This is a genomic window from Streptomyces sp. NPDC055140 (assembly GCF_053607285.1).
This window is the reverse complement of record NZ_JBSGTG010000027.1, coordinates 79,177-93,746: the sequence shown is the minus strand read 5'-3', so window position 1 is coordinate 93,746 and position 14,570 is coordinate 79,177. Positions and strand designations below refer to the sequence as shown.

Here is a 14,570-nt window from a genome sequence, read left to right as displayed (position 1 = left end):
CGGCGCAACATGGGCCGAATGGCCCCGAGTTGAGCCAATCGGGTGAGAGTACGACGCGTGTCGGGCGGGGTTCGTATCCAGTCATATGCCCTCCCGCCTGCCGTTTCCCTTGATGGGCGATGTGTCCGATGGGGGGCGATGTGCGTGAAGTGGTTGTCCGAGGTTCTTGAACGGTCTACTGTCCAATCTCGTCAGACAGATCGTCCGGCATGGATGGACGTCCGAGATCGTATGTGACCCTCCATGCCCATTCAGTAAAGGAACCACCATGCTCGGCATGCGTGAGCTGGACGCGGAATCCGCAGAGCTGCTGCCCGGCCGTGAGGCCCTGGGCCGGCTGAAGTTCAACTTCGTCAAGACGACCAACGTGACGCGGCACGTCGCGTACGTCCAGGCCCAGAACAACTCGTACGCGGTGAACGCCTGCTCCCCCGAGGCCATCGCCCAGTCCGTGGGCACCCAGACCATCAACGTCCACCAGTAACCCACCCTTCATCCCGAAAGAGGTTTCACCATGAACAACGAACAGCTCAACGATGAGTCCGCGGAACTGCTGCCCGGCCGTGAGGCCCTGGGCCGGCTGAAGTTCAACTTCGTCAAGACGACGAACGTGACGCGGCACGTCGCCTACGTCGACGCCCACAACAACTCGCTCGCGGCGAACCTCAACTCCCCCGAGGCCATCGCCGCCTCCGAGGCCAACCAGACCATCAACATCAGCCAGTAGCGGCACCCGACGCGTGCGGACCGTGTTCGTGGCGACGCGGTCCGCACCGGGGAGGGAGGGCAGGACGATGGCCAAGGGTCAGGGGGCCCATGACCCCGCTCCCATGGGGACGGTGGTCCGGGACGCAGACAAAACGTTTCCCGGGGACGTGTACGAGGAACCGCGCTTCCCCGTCCCGCGACTCGGCGCAGGGCTTCAACGCCTGGGCGAGTACCAGGGATCCGGCTTCACGGAACGCAAGTATCTGGTCCGCCGGGAGGACGGACAGGTGGTCCAGCTCTCCCCGCTGCTCTATCTCGTGGTCGAGGCCATCGACGGCGTACGCGACACCGAGGGCATCTCCCACCGGGTCAGCGGCCGCTTCGGGCGCGAGCTCAGCGCGGACAACATCCACTACCTCGTAGAGCACAAGCTCCAACCACTCGGCCTCACCGTCCCGTTCGGGCAGGCGGACGAGCAGGTCGTCGCCGGTCCTCGGTCCGACCTGCTCCTGGTCCTCAAGGGCCACCGGGTGATCTTCCGCGAGCGGCAGGTCGCCCGTATCGCCAAGGCACTGGCCTGGCTGCACCGGCCCGCGGTGGTGGCCCTGGTGCTGGCGGCGGTCACCGTGCTGGACGTCTGGCTGTTCGGCTTCCACGGAGCAATGCAGCCGGTGCTCCAGGTGCTGGAGCAACCCGTCCTGATGCTGGCCGTCTTCGCGCTGATCGTAGCCTCGCTCGTGTTCCACGAGTTCGGTCACGCCTCAGCCTGCCGGTACGGGGGCGCGCGACCCGGAAGCATCGGGTTCGGCCTCTTTCTGATCTGGCCCTCCATGTACACCGACGTCACCGACGTCTACCGCATCAACCGGGCCGGCCGGATCCGCACCGACCTCGGCGGGGTCTATTTCAACGTCGTCTTCCTACTAGGGCTGGCCGGCGCCTACCTCCTCACCGGCCAGCCCTTCTTCCTCGGCGCGGTCTACCTGGTGCACTTCGAGATCCTCGAACAGCTGATGCCGGCAGTCCGACTGGACGGCTACTACATCCTCGGTGACCTCGCAGGAATCCCCGACCTCTACGGCAAGATCAAACCCATCCTCCTGAGCATGCTGCCGGGCCGGCCGGTCACCCCGGAGGTGGCCGGTCTCAAGCGCTCCGCACGGGTCATCGTGACCGTCTGGGTGCTGACCATGGTGCCGCTGATCATCGCCGAGCTCGGTTACGTCCTGTGGAACCTCCCGCGCCTGCTCGAAACCGGGCTGCGTTCGCTGGTCGAGCAGGCGACCGGAACGTGGTTCGCCTTCGCCGACGGACAGATCGCGGCCGGACTCGTCGGCGTCGTCGGAGGGTTCATGATCCTGTGCCCCCTGGCCGGCGCGGGGTATCTCACCGTGCGCCTGACCGGGCGGCTCGTGCGGGCAACCCTCCGCGCCACCGCGGGAAACCTTCGGCTGCGCTTCGTCATCTGCGCCGGCGTACTGGCCGCGGCAACCGCGCTCGGCGCGGCATGGATGGGCGGGGTGACGCCCAAGCCGCTGCCGCCGCGGCCGCCCATCATCCCCATTCTCCAGCCCGGCGTGCCCACGCTCCGCGAGGCGGCGACGCCGTCGGCCTCGGACGAGGCGCCGCAGGACGACGCCCGGCCGGAATCCCCCGACCTCACCAGCCCGTCGCCGGAGGCGAGCCTGCTCTCGCCGACGCCCGATGCCAGTCCGTCCGACGAGGCCGACACGGCGAGCGGTTCCCCCTCGGCCGAGGACGAGACCAAGACGGCCGCCCCGACACCCAAGAAGACCACTTCGAGCCCGACCCCGACCCACAGGCAGAGTCCGGCGCCGTCCGGCCCCAGCCCCTCGGCCGGTACGTCGAGCCCCTCGCCGTCGGCCCTGCCCTCGACAAGCCCCTCCCTGCCACTGCCCACCGAGGGCTTCCCCGACCCCTCCACCTGGTGATCCCGGGGGCCCAGAACCCCCCGATGAACAGCCGCGAACCCCGGTGAACCTCCCCGGCCCCGTGCCGCTCATACACCCGCAAAAGGAGAACTTCAGTGAGCCACCGTAAACCACGCACCGGCACAGTCGGCCGGACGGCCATGCGCCTGGGCATGCTGACCACCGTCTGCCTGACCGGCCTCGCCACCGTGACCCCCGCGGGCGCGACGACCGGATCCCGCATCACCGGTGGCGTCGGCATCGCCGTGGACGAGGCACGGTCCCTGGCCAACCCCAGACACCGCGTCGACCACGACGAGGAGTTCTCGATCCATCAGCTCGGCACGGTCGTGGGCGCCGGCGTACGCAACCGGGCGATCGCCCGCTCCGTCGGCTGCTCGATCGACGCGCCCTGCCGGTCGATCGCGCTGTCCTTCCAGGTCGTCACCACGAACGGGGTCGCGGGCCTCAACGCCTCGAACACCAGCAAGGCCGTCAACGACCACTGCGAGGGCTGCGAGACCTTCGCCGGCGCCTACCAGTTCATCGTCTCGACCCCGTACCGGTTCACTCTGAGCTCGTCGACCAGAAACAAACTCGCCGGGTACGAAGGGCGGCTGGCCGCGCTGGAACGCAGCCGCGAGCCGATCGACGTCGTCAAGAGCCACGCCGACGCCCTGGCCGCCGAGGTCGTGAGCCTTCTCCAGCAGGCGGTGGCGTCCGCGCCGCGCGGCGAGACCGTCAACTCGCTGGTCTTGCGGCCCACAGTCTCCCTCCGGCGTCACATCGACTAGCTCCCCGCGCTCCGTACCCACGGAGCCCACCGCCTCCCCGGGCCCGGGCCTGCTCTCCCGGACCCGGGGGCCGACCTCCCCACGGATGACACCCATGCAAACCATGCGATACCCGCCCGAACTGCGCCGCAAGGCCCTGGACCTGCTCGCCGACGGCGAGCCCGTGAAGAAGGTCGCCGTCGCTCTCGGCCTCAGCGACCAGACGGTCTACCAGTGGCGGCGCCGGTACCTGCCGCACCTCAGCAGAGGAGGGCCCAAGCCCTCCACGGGCATGGACCTCAGGGCCGCACGCCGGCGTATCGCCGAACTGGAGTCCGAGCTCGCCGCCCTCCGGCGCGCGACCGAGCTGCTGTGCGATGTGGTGTCCCCAAAAGGCGATTCGAGGCAGTTCACGTGATGGCCGACGAAGGGCTGCCCGTGCGCACCGCCACCCGGGCGCTCGGGGTGACCGAGTCCGGCTACTTCACCTGGCGCGCCCGCCGTCCCTCCGCCCGGTCGATCCGTCACATCTGGCTCACCGAACTCATCACCACCCTCCACGCAGCCTCCGGCGCCACCCACGGATACCGGCGCATCCACAGCGAACTCACCCGCACGTATGGGATCGCCGTCAGCCACGGGACGGTGGAGCTCCTCATACGCCGGGCCGGTATCCAGGGGCGCACCGGTGACGGCACTCCTTCCTGAGAGGAACCGGAACATGCCCCTGGAACACCCCACGCCCCCGCTGCCCATCTCCGCACTGCTGCGCCCCCAGATGCGCATGGAGGGGGACCTGCCGGCCACTCAGGCGCACCAGGTGATGCTGCACTGCGCCCTGGACGCGGCCTGTGTCACGGTCCGGATGACCGACCTCCACGCCGTCACCCGGATCTCCGAGCTCGACTACCAGACGGTGGCCACGGTGATCAGATGGCTGCGGATCCTCGGTGCCGGGCGGTGACGGCCCGACACCGCCTATCAGTCGCCGGAGCCGGAGCCGGAGTCTGTCGGGGCGTCGCGGTCAGGGGTGCTGCGCAGGAGGGACTCGACGAGTGCGGTGACGTGGCGGCGGTCGGCTTCGGACAGGCGCTGGACGCTGGCGATGAGGGTGGTGATCTCCGGGTCGGACGCGGTGTCGGCGGGGTCCTCGAAGTAGAGGTGGATACCGCAGGCTTCGGCGGCGGCTCTGCGTACCGAGTCCAGGGGCAGTTCCAGTCCCCGGGCCAGGCCTTCGAGGGTGGCTTGCTGCGGCATACGGGCCACGTGCGTGACGGTCGCCAGGTGGTGGACGGTGGATCGCGGGATGCCGCCGCGCCGGGCCACGTCGCCGTAGGACCAGCCCTGCTGCTCCAGCCGGCTCTTCACCAATTCCTGCAGTGCGTTGGCCACGAGATCGATTCTTCCTGCTAGCGACAAGCTGACGCGTTCGCGCGAGATCGAGTCTATGTCGGTGCGCGCGGGGACGATCACGCGAGAGAGGCTTCTCGGTGAACCGAGAAGCGATGTGAGCCGCTCCCAGGTAGCGCACCGGGCCAAGGCCACGGACCAGGGGTGGGGTGCGGCTCGCACTGTCCACAGTGAAAAGAATCAGTGACGCGGAGTCGGCCCGGATCGCCGCCCACCAACTCTACGCCTCCCCGCAGGACTTGTGGCAGCGGGCCAGACCCTCACTGCCGGTCGCCGAACGGCTCGTCCAGACGCACGCCCTCGACGAGGCCAAGCGCGCGGACGCGGCCGGACCTGCACCGGCACGCCGCAACCGCTCTACCGCCGACTGGCAACTCGCACTCGGTGACGACCTGGTGAGCGCGGAGCCGAGCGGCCTGAAAGACCTGTACGGATGGCACACCACGTGCCGCCGGAAGGACAATCGCGGTCACGCCGAGGCCCAACGGCCCCTCACCGAGCTCCTGGAAAGCGCCGGCGAGGCCGAGCCGCACATCGCCTCGACCAGGCCGCACCGATCGCTGATCAGCTGCGCCGCGCTGCCGCCAACAAGCGCCTGCCGAAGAGGCGCGCAGAGACTGCGACTGGTCTCGGCGATGACGCCAGCGGCGGTCGCGTCCATGCGGGTGTCAAGGTCACTCACGCACGGGTCCCCTCGTCGGTGGCCGAATCCACTCCCACATGGCGCGGAGCATGAACCACACTCAATCCAGCAAATCGGGGCACGGCATGACTCGATCCGCTCAGAGGCTCGAGCCTGCATCAGACTCGGAGCGCTTCAAGCGCGCCCTGTTTCCCGGCAGGCCTTTCCTCGTCGGGAAGAGATCACCAACGGTCGCCCAGTTTGGGGCAATCCCGTCCCCGTCTCACGGTGTCCTGTTGGATTCGCTGCTGGCTTCGCCCCCGTACTCGTCCTGGGGGATGGCCAGTTCGGCCCAGATGACCTTGCCTTCTGCGGTGTGCCGGGTGCCCCAACGCTGTGCGAACTGGGCTACGAGGAATAGCCCTCGGCCTCCTTCGTCGCTCACCGTGGCTCGTCGTAGGTGTGGAGAGGTACTGCTGGCGTCAGAGGCGGCGCAGATGAGTCTGTTGCCGGTGCGGATCAGGCGGAGCTCGATGGGGCCGTGGGCGTGCCGGATGGCGTTGGTGACCAGTTCGCTGACGATCAGCTCTGCGGAGAACGACAGCTCCTCAAGACGCCACTGTGTCAGGCGATCGCTGGTCATCTTGCGGGCCAGTCCTACTGAGCTCAGTTCGAAGGAAAGGTTCCAGGTGGCGACGCTCTCGGCGGTGAGCGGGCGGGGTCGGGCGACGAGGAAGGCAACGTCGTCCGCAGGGTGGTCGGGCAGCAGGACCCGCTCCATGGTGCCGCAGATTTCCTCCAGGGGGCGGTCCGGATGGGCGAGCGCGAAGGTGAGGCGTTCGAGGCCGGTGTCCACGTCGCCGTCCGAGGCCGTGATCAGTCCATCGGTGTAGAGGGCGATGAGGGAACCTTCCGGGATTTCCATCTCGGCCGACTCGAACGGCATCCCACCGATCCCCAGCGGAGGACCCGCCGGGACATCGGGGAACTCCATTGCCTTCTCAAGATGGGCCAGGGCGGGAGGCGGATGGCCGGCACGGGCGAAGGTGGCGCGGCGCGTGACGGGATCGTAAATCCCGTACAGACAGGTGGCGCCGACGACGCCCTCGACGCCGGTGGGGTGAGCCGCTTCGGCTTCGTCGGCCAGGCGGATGACGAGGTCGTCGAGGTGGGCGAGTAGCTCTTCGGGCGGCAAGTCGAGGTCGGCCAGCGTGTGCACGGCGGTGCGAAGCCGCCCCATGGTCGCTGCGGCCCGGATGCCGTGGCCGACGACGTCTCCGACGACCAGTCCCACCCGGGCACAGGCCAGGGGCAGCACGTCGAACCAGTCACCACCCACCCCCGCCTCGATGTCGGCGGGAAGATAGCGGTAGGCAGCCTCTACGGCTGTATCAGCGGGCAGCTCGTGCGGCAGCAGGCTTCGCTGCAGGGTGAGTGCGGAGCGGTGCTCGCGGTTGTAGCGGCGTGCGTTGTCGATGCAGACCGCGGCGCGGGCGGTGAGTTCCTCGACGAGGAGCAGGTCTTCGCCGGTAAAGGGATCTGGAGTGCACCAGCGCATGAGGGTGGCCACCCCCAGGGTGATTCCCCGGGCGCGGAGTGGGACCACCAGGTGGGAATGAATACCCACCATGCGCATGCGTGAGTTGCGTACTGGGTCCTGGAGCAGCCACGGGCTGGACAGGTCCAGGACGGCGTTCAGGATGGGACGGCCGGTCGCGAGGGACTGCCATTGCGGGGAGCCTGCCGGATAGCCGACCGTCCGGCCGGGCTCGACTACAGCCTCGGGCAGGCCTTCCCTGACTGAGCGGTGGACGACCCGGCGCATGTCGCCGGTCCGGTCGGAGGACCTCGCGGCGAGTTCCCCGCCGTCCAGCACGTCGCCGAGAAGGTCTACGGCGGTGAAGTCGGCGACTTGGGGCACCAGGACCTCCGCGAGCTCCTCGACCGTGCGGCTGAGGCCGAGAGTGCTGCCGATCAGCACGCTGGCCTCGTTCAGCAGGGCCAGGCGGCGTTGCGCCTGGTGTAGGTCGGTGACGTCCACCGACTCCTCGCACACCCCCAGAGGCCGGCCCTCCGCGTCCTGTAGCCGGTAGTAGGACAGCGACCACACATGCTCTCGGCCGGGATCGGCAGGGGGGCGGCCCCGGTAGTGCAGGCCCCTCACGGTCTGTCCGGTATCGAGCACCCTGCTCATGAGTTGTGTGACCGAGGACGGGTGTTGCGCGGAGAGCATCTGACTTCCCGGATACAGCTCATCCTTACTGCGCCCCAGGTACTGGGCGAACGGCCCGGGGAGTTCTTGCCGGGCGGCGGTGTTCGCCCACGCCACGCGCAGGTCGGTGCCGTAGATGGTTAGCGCCACGGTCGCTTGAGTGGCAATACCGTCCACCATGGCCTGCTGCATCTGCCGATCCTTGAACTCCTCGGCATCCTCAAGGGACAGCAACACGGTCGAGCCCTCCACCGTGTCGGAGAGCCGACAGCGAGCTGCCGTCACTCGCAGTGGACGACCCGAACGATGGCGCAAAGTGACGTGGTGAGAACGTTCGGGATTGGACAGTTGCGTGAGCCAGTCTCCAGTCCGGTCCCCATCCGTCCGCGCCGAGAGCGTGTCGAACGATTGTCCGAGCATCTCCTGCGCGCGGTAGCCGAGCAGCGCTTCGGCCTCCCGGCTCCATCCGGTCACTCGTCCTTGTTCGTCCAGCATGACGGTGGCGGCCGTCGTGGCCCTCAGCGGGTCGCCGAAATTCCTTTCTTCGGGTCCACGTGATGGTGTGGTCATCTCACGTCCGTCCTCGCTGAGCCCGGTGGCTGCCGGTCGGCTCCGGTCCGGGGCTGGAGTGACAACCGAACCCAGGCCGCAGCCTCAACGGCGGCGACTCCTTCGTGGTCCCCGACAAGGGCCCCGCACGTGGTCCCCGACAAGAGCCCCGCACGGCGGCGCAACGGAGCCCTCGCCACGCCGCGCCCCTCGCCGTCCTGGAAAGGAAGGGGCGATTCTCTTCCTTTCCATCCTCCCGCACTGCACAACAAGAGGGGTGATACGGCCCCAGCGGCAGGGCCGTAGACCCCACCGAACAGGGCCAGGTCGACCCAACGCCTCTGGCTGGTTGAGGTTTGAAACAGCTGCGAGGTGGTGGAAGTACAAGGAACTTCCGGCCCGGCACACCTGCGCACAGCACTCACACCGCCAGCCAGCTACCTTCCTGCACCGGCTGTGACTCCATCGAAGGAAGCCCTACCTCCACGTTGACCAGCACCGATTACTCACAGCGCCCTTAGGACTGCGCCTCATCACTTCAGGTCACGCAGCTCGGCAGTGTGTGCACCTGTGGCGAATCATGTCTCCGCGCGTACATGAGTTGCGAGAGGGGAGTGCGGACAGTCCGTCATCCGTTGCTCAGAGCCTCAGTAGCTCTCAGCATTCCGGGCATTGCGGCCCGGAAGGTCCGTCTCATCACCAAAGCGTGAGCGCTTCGGCTTGAGTACGGTCTCTCGTTTCCGTCTGCCGTTGATGCGGCAGGGTTGCGCCACCTGCCCGCCCGCCCGTGGCCTTTCGGCTGCGGGCGGTTGCGCGGGTCTTACGGTCGGCTCCACGAGGCTTCGACGCCGCCGGGGCGGTGTCCTGGTCTCCGGCCACTCCGGTACCAGTTACTGCGGCTGCCGCGAGGGCTGCGAGGTTGAGTGCGGCGTTCTCGTCCCGGTCGATGACCAGGCCGCAGGCGTCGCATTCGTAGGTCCGAACGTGCAGCGGCAGCTTGGCTTTCACTACGCCGCACCCGGAACAGGTCTTGGAGGATGGGTACCAGCGGTCGGCAACCACGAGGCGGGTGGCGTGGCGCTGGCGGGTCTTGTAGCCGAGCTGGCGGCGGATCTCGCCGAACCCGGCGTCGGCGATCCGGCGGGCCAGACGCCGGTTGCGGAGCATCCCGGCGACGTTGAGGTCCTCGACGACGACGGTGCCGTACTCGGCCGCAATGCTCGTGGTGAGCTTGTGCAGGGCGTCTTCGCGCAGGTTCGCCACCCGGTGGTGAACCCGATTGCGGGCGGCGTTGGCCTTCTCCCACCGCTTCGAGGGCCCTTGTCCGGTGCGCCGGTTAGGGCCCTGGCGTCGGGAGACGACGCGGCAGGCGCGGCGCAGCTGCTTGCGTGCCCGGTCGTAGTGCCCAGGGTTGGCGACAACGCGGATCTCGCCGGTGCCCTCGGCCATGACAGCGAGGGTCTTCACACCGAGATCGATCCCGACCGCCGCCTCCGGCCGGGCGACCCGGCCGAGGTCCTGCTTCACCTCTACCTGGAAGGAGACGAACCAGCGCCCCCGCTCGTGCCGCACAGTTGCGGACAGAACCCGGGCCTTTTCGGCCTGGACGCGGGTGAGGAGTTTGACGGTGGACTCACAGGTGCGGATCGTGCCCAGCCTCGGCAGCGTGACGTGCCGGCCGTCGGCATCGGCACGGATGGTGCCGGTGGTGAACCGGCAGGACAGGCGCGCTTTCCGCTTCGACTTGAACCGCGGCGCACCCATCTTCCGGCCGTGGCGCTTGCCCTGCTTGGACTTGGAGTAGTTGTCGAACGCGGCCGACGCGTTGGCCAGCCCGGTGGAGTACGCCTCCTTAGAGTTCTCTGCCCACCAGTGCGCGAATCTGGGGTCGGTGTGCTTGGCGGCGTTGAACGCCTTGCGCAGCGACGGCAACGACCACGGCCGCCACTGGGTCAACTGCTCCTGCGGGATGCCGTAGGTGGATTCGGCCTTGCGCTGCCACCACGACGCCTCGATCCAGGCAACCGCCCAGTTGTAGGCGGCCCGTGCCGCACCGCAATGCGAGTGCAGTGCCCGCTCCTGGGCACCGTTCGGGTCCAGAGCGAACCGGTACGCCTTAACCACGAACCCGGGCTGCGGCCGGAACTTCTTCACCCGGCAGCCTCACCGACCGCCACGGCCACCGAGCGGGCGGCCCGGTTCTTCGCCCCCCGCCGCCCGTACAAGCGGGCACACATCGACGTCAACACCTCGGTGACGTCGCGCACCAGGTCATCGGCGCTCTCGGCGGGGTCGAGGACAACCAGGCGCCGCCCGGACGCGGACAAGACGGCTTCGAGGTGCTCGACGCCGAATTGGGCCAGCCGGTCTCGATGCTCGACCACGATCACCACCGCCTGCGGGTCTGACAGAACCCGGTGCAGCTTGCGTCGGCGACCGGTCAGTCCCGAGCCGACCTCGGTCACGACCTCCGCGACCGGCAGGCCAAGACCAGTGGCCCCCTGGACCACGCGGGCCACCTGCCCGTCAAGGTCCGACTTCTGGTCCGCCGACGACACTCGGCAGTACGCCACGACGCGGCCAGACACCTCCGAAGCGGGCTCGTCGACCAGCCACGTGCCGGACGGCGTCTGGCGCACCGGGACCGGCATACGGCCCTCTTTCGCCCACGTCCACGCGGTCTGGTAGTGCACGCCATTGCGCGCCGCCCACTCGGAAAGCTTCACACAATCAAGATAACACATGAGAAAAGCTGAGATTCAATGATGAATCACGCAACAGTTGGTAGCCCTCACGCACATTCCGGCCTGGTCGATGTGATCGGCACAAGCCTGCGCGGTACCTCGGGTCAGCGATGCCGCACCTGTGGAAGCCGTGAAGAATCAACTTGTTGGTGTGTCGGTGTGCTCGTCCGCGGCGGCGAGGAGATCGGAGGCGGTGCGGTACCGGGTGGTAGCCGGAGACGGGAGGAGTCCCGCTCCCGCAAGCAGGGGCCGGATCTCTCGGCCGACGTTCCCGATCGAGGCCCTGCTCACGTCGCCCAGCGCATCGGCAAGGACGTCCAGGGGGCACAGTTTCCGCAGCTAGAGGATGGCGACCACGACCCGTCTCTGTCACCGAGGTTTGGGAGGCGCCCAGATCCACGGTCGGGTGATGCTCACGAGTTTCGACTGCACCCGAGCCCGAGCCGAAGCCGAGGTCGGCTGATCCTCACCGAGGCACCAGGGCCTGGCGACCTGGCGGTCACCGGGCCCTGCGCAGTTCTTCCGATCACGGGCGCGGCTCCGCGCCAACTCGCGCGAGCACAGCGTCAGCCAGCTCCTGCGGCGTCAACTGGCCATCCAATAGCGCGGTTTCCTTGGGCAAGGCATCGACTGCGGCCACACACGACGCGATCTTGGACTTGCACCAGTCACGGATCCGCTCGTCCTTCGCAGGATCATCAGGGGTGACGCTCCGCCCGTCGATCCGCCGGACCAGTACGTCCTCAGGAACCTTCAGGAAGAAGTGGTGAACCGGAATGCCCGCGTCCTTCAGGGCGCCGAAGATCTCATCCAGATAAGCCGGGTTCGCCAGTGTCATCGGCACCAGCACAGGCCGCTGGTACTCCTCTACCAGGCCCGCAGCCATGTTGACGACCTGGCGCCGCCACTGCCGCAAGTCCTGAAAATCACCGGTCGGCACCTCCACGACCTCGCGTAGAACGAATCCAACCGTCTCCGGATCGAACACCAGCGCCTCTGGCCGTCGAAGACGCAACGCCTCCACCAAGGTGGTCTTCCCGCTGCCGAATGCCCCGTTCACCCAGACGATCACAGGCTCTCCCTTCAACAGTTCTCAGACGCCAGGACCAGACCCTGAGACGCCGAGCATGCGCGGAGCCGGCCCACGGCCACTCCACCCACGCGCTCGCCAATGCCCACGCGCCGCACACGCTCGAAGGTCCAACGAATCTGAAGCCAGGAGCGTGCCTGGAGAGGGTCCGATCCTCATCACCCACACCCTGGACAGCGCTCGCGAGGCCAACAACACCCCGAGTGCCCGGCCCGGGTGTGAGTGATGAGGAACAGAGTGCCGCCGAGATTGATTTTGGTGCCGGGCCACGGACACCGCGCACGCGCCGTGGACCTCGTGAAGAACAACGACAAACGACGCGGCCGGATGGTGGCCATGCGCAGCCTGCTGGATCGGTGCGTCTACCCGACCAAGGGCTGCGCGGTCGTCGGGAAGCAGCACCCGCTCATCGTGGGTGCGACGGACACGCTGCTGGAGGCGGGCGAGGAACCCCCGACCTCGCCCCCACGCCGCTCGCAGGACTGCACGGCGGGCCCGGCCGCCATCCTGATCAGGACTGAGCGGCGGCGGCTCAGCGGTGAGGGATGCCGCCCAGGGCCGAGGGCGACTCTCTGGGGGCGACCCGGGGCCGGTGGGGCGCGAAAGGAACGAAAGTCCGTGTTCTATGACATCGGCCACAGTGCTCCGCCAACCAACCGGCGCACTTAGTAGATGCGACATGGCGGGTATTTGAGCATTTGTCCGTATTGACCCTATTTCGGATCCTGTCGCGCCTCCCGGGATTCCGCCCGGCCGACCCGCGCGCCCATTGCCCCGCGGTGCAACACTTCTGACGCCGCGACAGCTTCCCCTCCTGCCGCCATGTGCGGACCGAAGACCCGCACACCGCCCTGGCGAGGTCCCGGGACCTACGAGGCGACGTAGTGGCGGGACCCATTGTGCTCCCTGTCGAGCCGTTCTAAGAATGACGACTCACAGGACGTCGCCGCAGTTCGGAACCGGAGTTCAGTCAGAGTCGACCACGCACCGGGCGCTCGGCGTCACCGAGCGAGTAGGAGCACCCCACCATATGAAGTCGTCTCGAATGTCCGCGAGGCTCCTTGCCCTCGCTCTCGGCCTGGGTCTGGCCTCCAGCGCGCTGGGCGCGGCGGTGCCGGCGAGCGCTCAGACGGCCGCCACCCCATCCGCTGCCGCCGGTACCTCCGTGGCGCGGTACGCCGGGTCGGTCAAGGAGGCTGCGAACAACAAGGCGTTCTTCGAGGCCGTGCGCAAATCGGTCGCCGAGAAGCGCGCCACCCAGCCGAACTCGCAGGCGGTGACCGTTTACTACAACGCCTCCCAGGCACCGAGCTTCCGTTCGCAGATATCGAGCGCGGCCTCGATCTGGAACAGCTCTCAGTCCAACGTCAAGCTCCAGCCAGCGTCGAGTGGTGCCGACTTCTCCTACCGCGAGGGCAACGACCCAGAGGGGTCCTACGCCTCCACCAACGGCCACGGAAGCGGCTACGTCTTCCTCGACTACACCCAGAGCCGGCAGAACGACTCGGTCCGCGTCGCCACCCACGAGACCGGGCACGTACTGGGCCTGCCGGACGACTACAGCGGGCCGTGCAGTGAGCTGATGTCGGGCGGCGGCCCCGGCCCGTCCTGCACCAACCGCTACCCGAACGCCACCGAGCGCTCGCGTGTCGACCAGCTGTGGGCCGCTGGACTCGCGCATGCCCCGGACTCCCGCAGGCCCTGAGCACGGTGAACCAGGCCCGCGCACGGTGAACCAGGCCCGCTGACCACCTGAGCGCTGCACCGCCGGTACGGACCGTGGCGCCGGGCCGCGGTCCGTACGTGTGCTCGCCGGGCCGTGCGCCGCGCTCATCCGTGCCGCCGGCGACCTGCTGCCCGACCCGGGCCGCTCCATCAACTCGATCGCCAACCTGCTCGGTGTCTCCCCGGGCATCCCGTACAACCGCATCCCGGACCTGCGCGAAGGTGCCGTGCCCCGTCAGCCAGCGGCAACGCCCGGCGGCGAGTCCTGGGAACCTCTGAGCGTGGTCGGCTGCAGAGGTGTCGGCGAATTTCAGTACCACCGGGGATCGGCTGGGCTTCGCATCCGGCAGCGTCGTTGGCTTGGGACGCGAGATGCAGTGCTGGCTGGTCTCGCCCCGCTGCGGCCCAGCACTTTCGCTACGGCCGCCCATTCCGACTCGGTGGTGGTCACTGTTTGTCTCCAGTCATCACCTGATCTCCTCCATGGCGAGACGAAACCATGAGCAGTGCGCGTTGTTCGGGCTGCATGTACCTATGTAGGCAGAAAGCGCTTTCAATCCATCATCGGACGGCGCCTTGAGCGGTGCCCTGCGAAACAGCCGCCAGTGCCCCGCGATCAGATCGGCCGCCGACACCTGATACCGGCGGCCGCACCACGCCTACGGGGACCCGCACGACGACACCGCCTTCATTTCCAACCGCCCCTGACCTGGCGGCCCTTGATGTCGCTCACCCCCGCCCGCGCAACCGGCCTCGATGCCGCCACTGCCCGCCCGGACCGCCCTCCGGGCGGAGCCGTGCACGCC

At 68.1% G+C, this 14,570-nt stretch carries 13 protein-coding genes and 2 pseudogenes; 9 read left to right on the top strand and 6 right to left on the bottom strand.

Translation table 11 applies throughout. The annotated features are described in order from the left end of the window. Positions 1–277: 277 nt before the first annotated feature. From ACWFR4_RS37125 to ACWFR4_RS37095, 7 genes are all read left to right on the top strand, one after another. The gene (locus ACWFR4_RS37125; RefSeq protein ID WP_453656229.1) at positions 278–484 is read left to right on the top strand and encodes a hypothetical protein; all 207 of its coding nucleotides are present in this window, start codon (positions 278–280) and stop codon (positions 482–484) included. A 30-nt stretch (positions 485–514) separates the two neighbouring features. After that, a complete protein-coding gene (locus tag ACWFR4_RS37120; RefSeq protein WP_266557025.1) occupies positions 515–727 on the top strand; it encodes a hypothetical protein in 213 nt (70 codons plus the stop codon). A 67-nt stretch (positions 728–794) separates the two neighbouring features. Continuing rightward, positions 795–2,660, top strand: coding sequence for a hypothetical protein (locus tag ACWFR4_RS37115; RefSeq protein WP_453656228.1), 1,866 nt, complete (start codon positions 795–797; stop codon positions 2,658–2,660). A gap of 95 nt (positions 2,661–2,755) precedes the next feature. Continuing rightward, on the top strand, positions 2,756–3,433 hold the full coding sequence (locus ACWFR4_RS37110; protein ID WP_453656227.1) for a hypothetical protein: 678 nt from the start codon (positions 2,756–2,758) through the stop codon (positions 3,431–3,433). Between the two features lie 94 nt (positions 3,434–3,527). Then, on the top strand, positions 3,528–3,830 hold the full coding sequence (locus tag ACWFR4_RS37105) for a helix-turn-helix domain-containing protein (protein WP_453470065.1): 303 nt from the start codon (positions 3,528–3,530) through the stop codon (positions 3,828–3,830). Further along, complete coding sequence (locus tag ACWFR4_RS37100) at positions 3,830–4,120, top strand: IS3 family transposase (protein WP_453656226.1); 291 nt, start codon at positions 3,830–3,832, stop codon at positions 4,118–4,120. The genes ACWFR4_RS37105 and ACWFR4_RS37100 overlap by 1 nt, the downstream gene beginning before the upstream one ends. Before the next feature lie 13 nt (positions 4,121–4,133). Beyond that, on the top strand, positions 4,134–4,376 hold the full coding sequence (locus ACWFR4_RS37095) for a hypothetical protein (protein WP_453656225.1): 243 nt from the start codon (positions 4,134–4,136) through the stop codon (positions 4,374–4,376). A gap of 17 nt (positions 4,377–4,393) precedes the next feature. Here the strand turns inward: ACWFR4_RS37095 and ACWFR4_RS37090 are convergent, their stop codons facing one another. The 6 genes and pseudogenes from ACWFR4_RS37090 to ACWFR4_RS37065 all read right to left on the bottom strand — a co-directional run bounded on the left by ACWFR4_RS37090 (position 4,394) and on the right by ACWFR4_RS37065 (position 12,021). After that, positions 4,394–4,804 carry a helix-turn-helix domain-containing protein gene (locus ACWFR4_RS37090; RefSeq protein ID WP_453656224.1) on the bottom strand — a complete coding sequence of 137 codons (411 nt, stop codon included), beginning with the start codon at positions 4,802–4,804 and terminating at the stop codon, positions 4,394–4,396. Positions 4,805–5,727: 923 nt separating this feature from the next. Further along, positions 5,728–8,226, bottom strand: coding sequence for a SpoIIE family protein phosphatase (locus tag ACWFR4_RS37085; protein WP_453656223.1), 2,499 nt, complete (start codon positions 8,224–8,226; stop codon positions 5,728–5,730). A gap of 675 nt (positions 8,227–8,901) precedes the next feature. After that, positions 8,902–10,359, bottom strand: a complete 1,458-nt coding sequence (gene tnpB / locus ACWFR4_RS37080) for an IS607 family element RNA-guided endonuclease TnpB (protein WP_453656222.1) — start codon at positions 10,357–10,359, stop codon at positions 8,902–8,904. Further along, entirely contained in the window at positions 10,356–10,931 is a 576-nt protein-coding gene (locus tag ACWFR4_RS37075) for an IS607 family transposase (RefSeq protein ID WP_453469688.1), read from the bottom strand. Before ACWFR4_RS37075 ends, tnpB begins: the two co-directional genes overlap by 4 nt. Before the next feature lie 156 nt (positions 10,932–11,087). After that, positions 11,088–11,318 (bottom strand): annotated as a pseudogene (locus tag ACWFR4_RS37070) (ISAzo13 family transposase); the annotation flags it as partial. Between the two features lie 157 nt (positions 11,319–11,475). Beyond that, positions 11,476–12,021: an AAA family ATPase gene (locus ACWFR4_RS37065; RefSeq protein WP_453656221.1), complete on the bottom strand. Its 546-nt coding sequence runs from the start codon at positions 12,019–12,021 to the stop codon at positions 11,476–11,478. Between the two features lie 280 nt (positions 12,022–12,301). Here ACWFR4_RS37065 and ACWFR4_RS37060 point away from each other — a divergent pair. Both ACWFR4_RS37060 and snpA read left to right on the top strand, forming a co-directional pair. Continuing rightward, positions 12,302–12,560 (top strand): annotated as a pseudogene (locus ACWFR4_RS37060) (polyphosphate kinase 2); the annotation flags it as partial. Between the two features lie 509 nt (positions 12,561–13,069). Continuing rightward, positions 13,070–13,744: a snapalysin gene (gene snpA / locus ACWFR4_RS37055; protein WP_453656220.1), complete on the top strand. Its 675-nt coding sequence runs from the start codon at positions 13,070–13,072 to the stop codon at positions 13,742–13,744. The last annotated feature ends 826 nt before the right edge of the window (positions 13,745–14,570 follow it).

What these genes read in the sequence shown, in the direction of transcription:
- ACWFR4_RS37125 (WP_453656229.1), top strand. Translation starts at nt 278, where the DNA reads ATGCGTGAGCTGGACGCGGAATCCGCAGAGCTGCTGCCCGGCCGTGAG.
- ACWFR4_RS37120 (WP_266557025.1), top strand. Translation starts at nt 515, where the DNA reads ATGAACAACGAACAGCTCAACGATGAGTCCGCGGAACTGCTGCCCGGC.
- ACWFR4_RS37115 (WP_453656228.1), top strand. Translation starts at nt 795, where the DNA reads ATGGCCAAGGGTCAGGGGGCCCATGACCCCGCTCCCATGGGGACGGTG.
- ACWFR4_RS37105 (WP_453470065.1), top strand. Translation starts at nt 3,528, where the DNA reads ATGCAAACCATGCGATACCCGCCCGAACTGCGCCGCAAGGCCCTGGAC.
- ACWFR4_RS37100 (WP_453656226.1), top strand. Translation starts at nt 3,830, where the DNA reads ATGGCCGACGAAGGGCTGCCCGTGCGCACCGCCACCCGGGCGCTCGGG.
- ACWFR4_RS37095 (WP_453656225.1), top strand. Translation starts at nt 4,134, where the DNA reads ATGCCCCTGGAACACCCCACGCCCCCGCTGCCCATCTCCGCACTGCTG.
- ACWFR4_RS37085 (WP_453656223.1), bottom strand. Translation starts at nt 8,226, where the DNA reads ATGACCACACCATCACGTGGACCCGAAGAAAGGAATTTCGGCGACCCG.
- snpA (WP_453656220.1), top strand. Translation starts at nt 13,070, where the DNA reads ATGAAGTCGTCTCGAATGTCCGCGAGGCTCCTTGCCCTCGCTCTCGGC.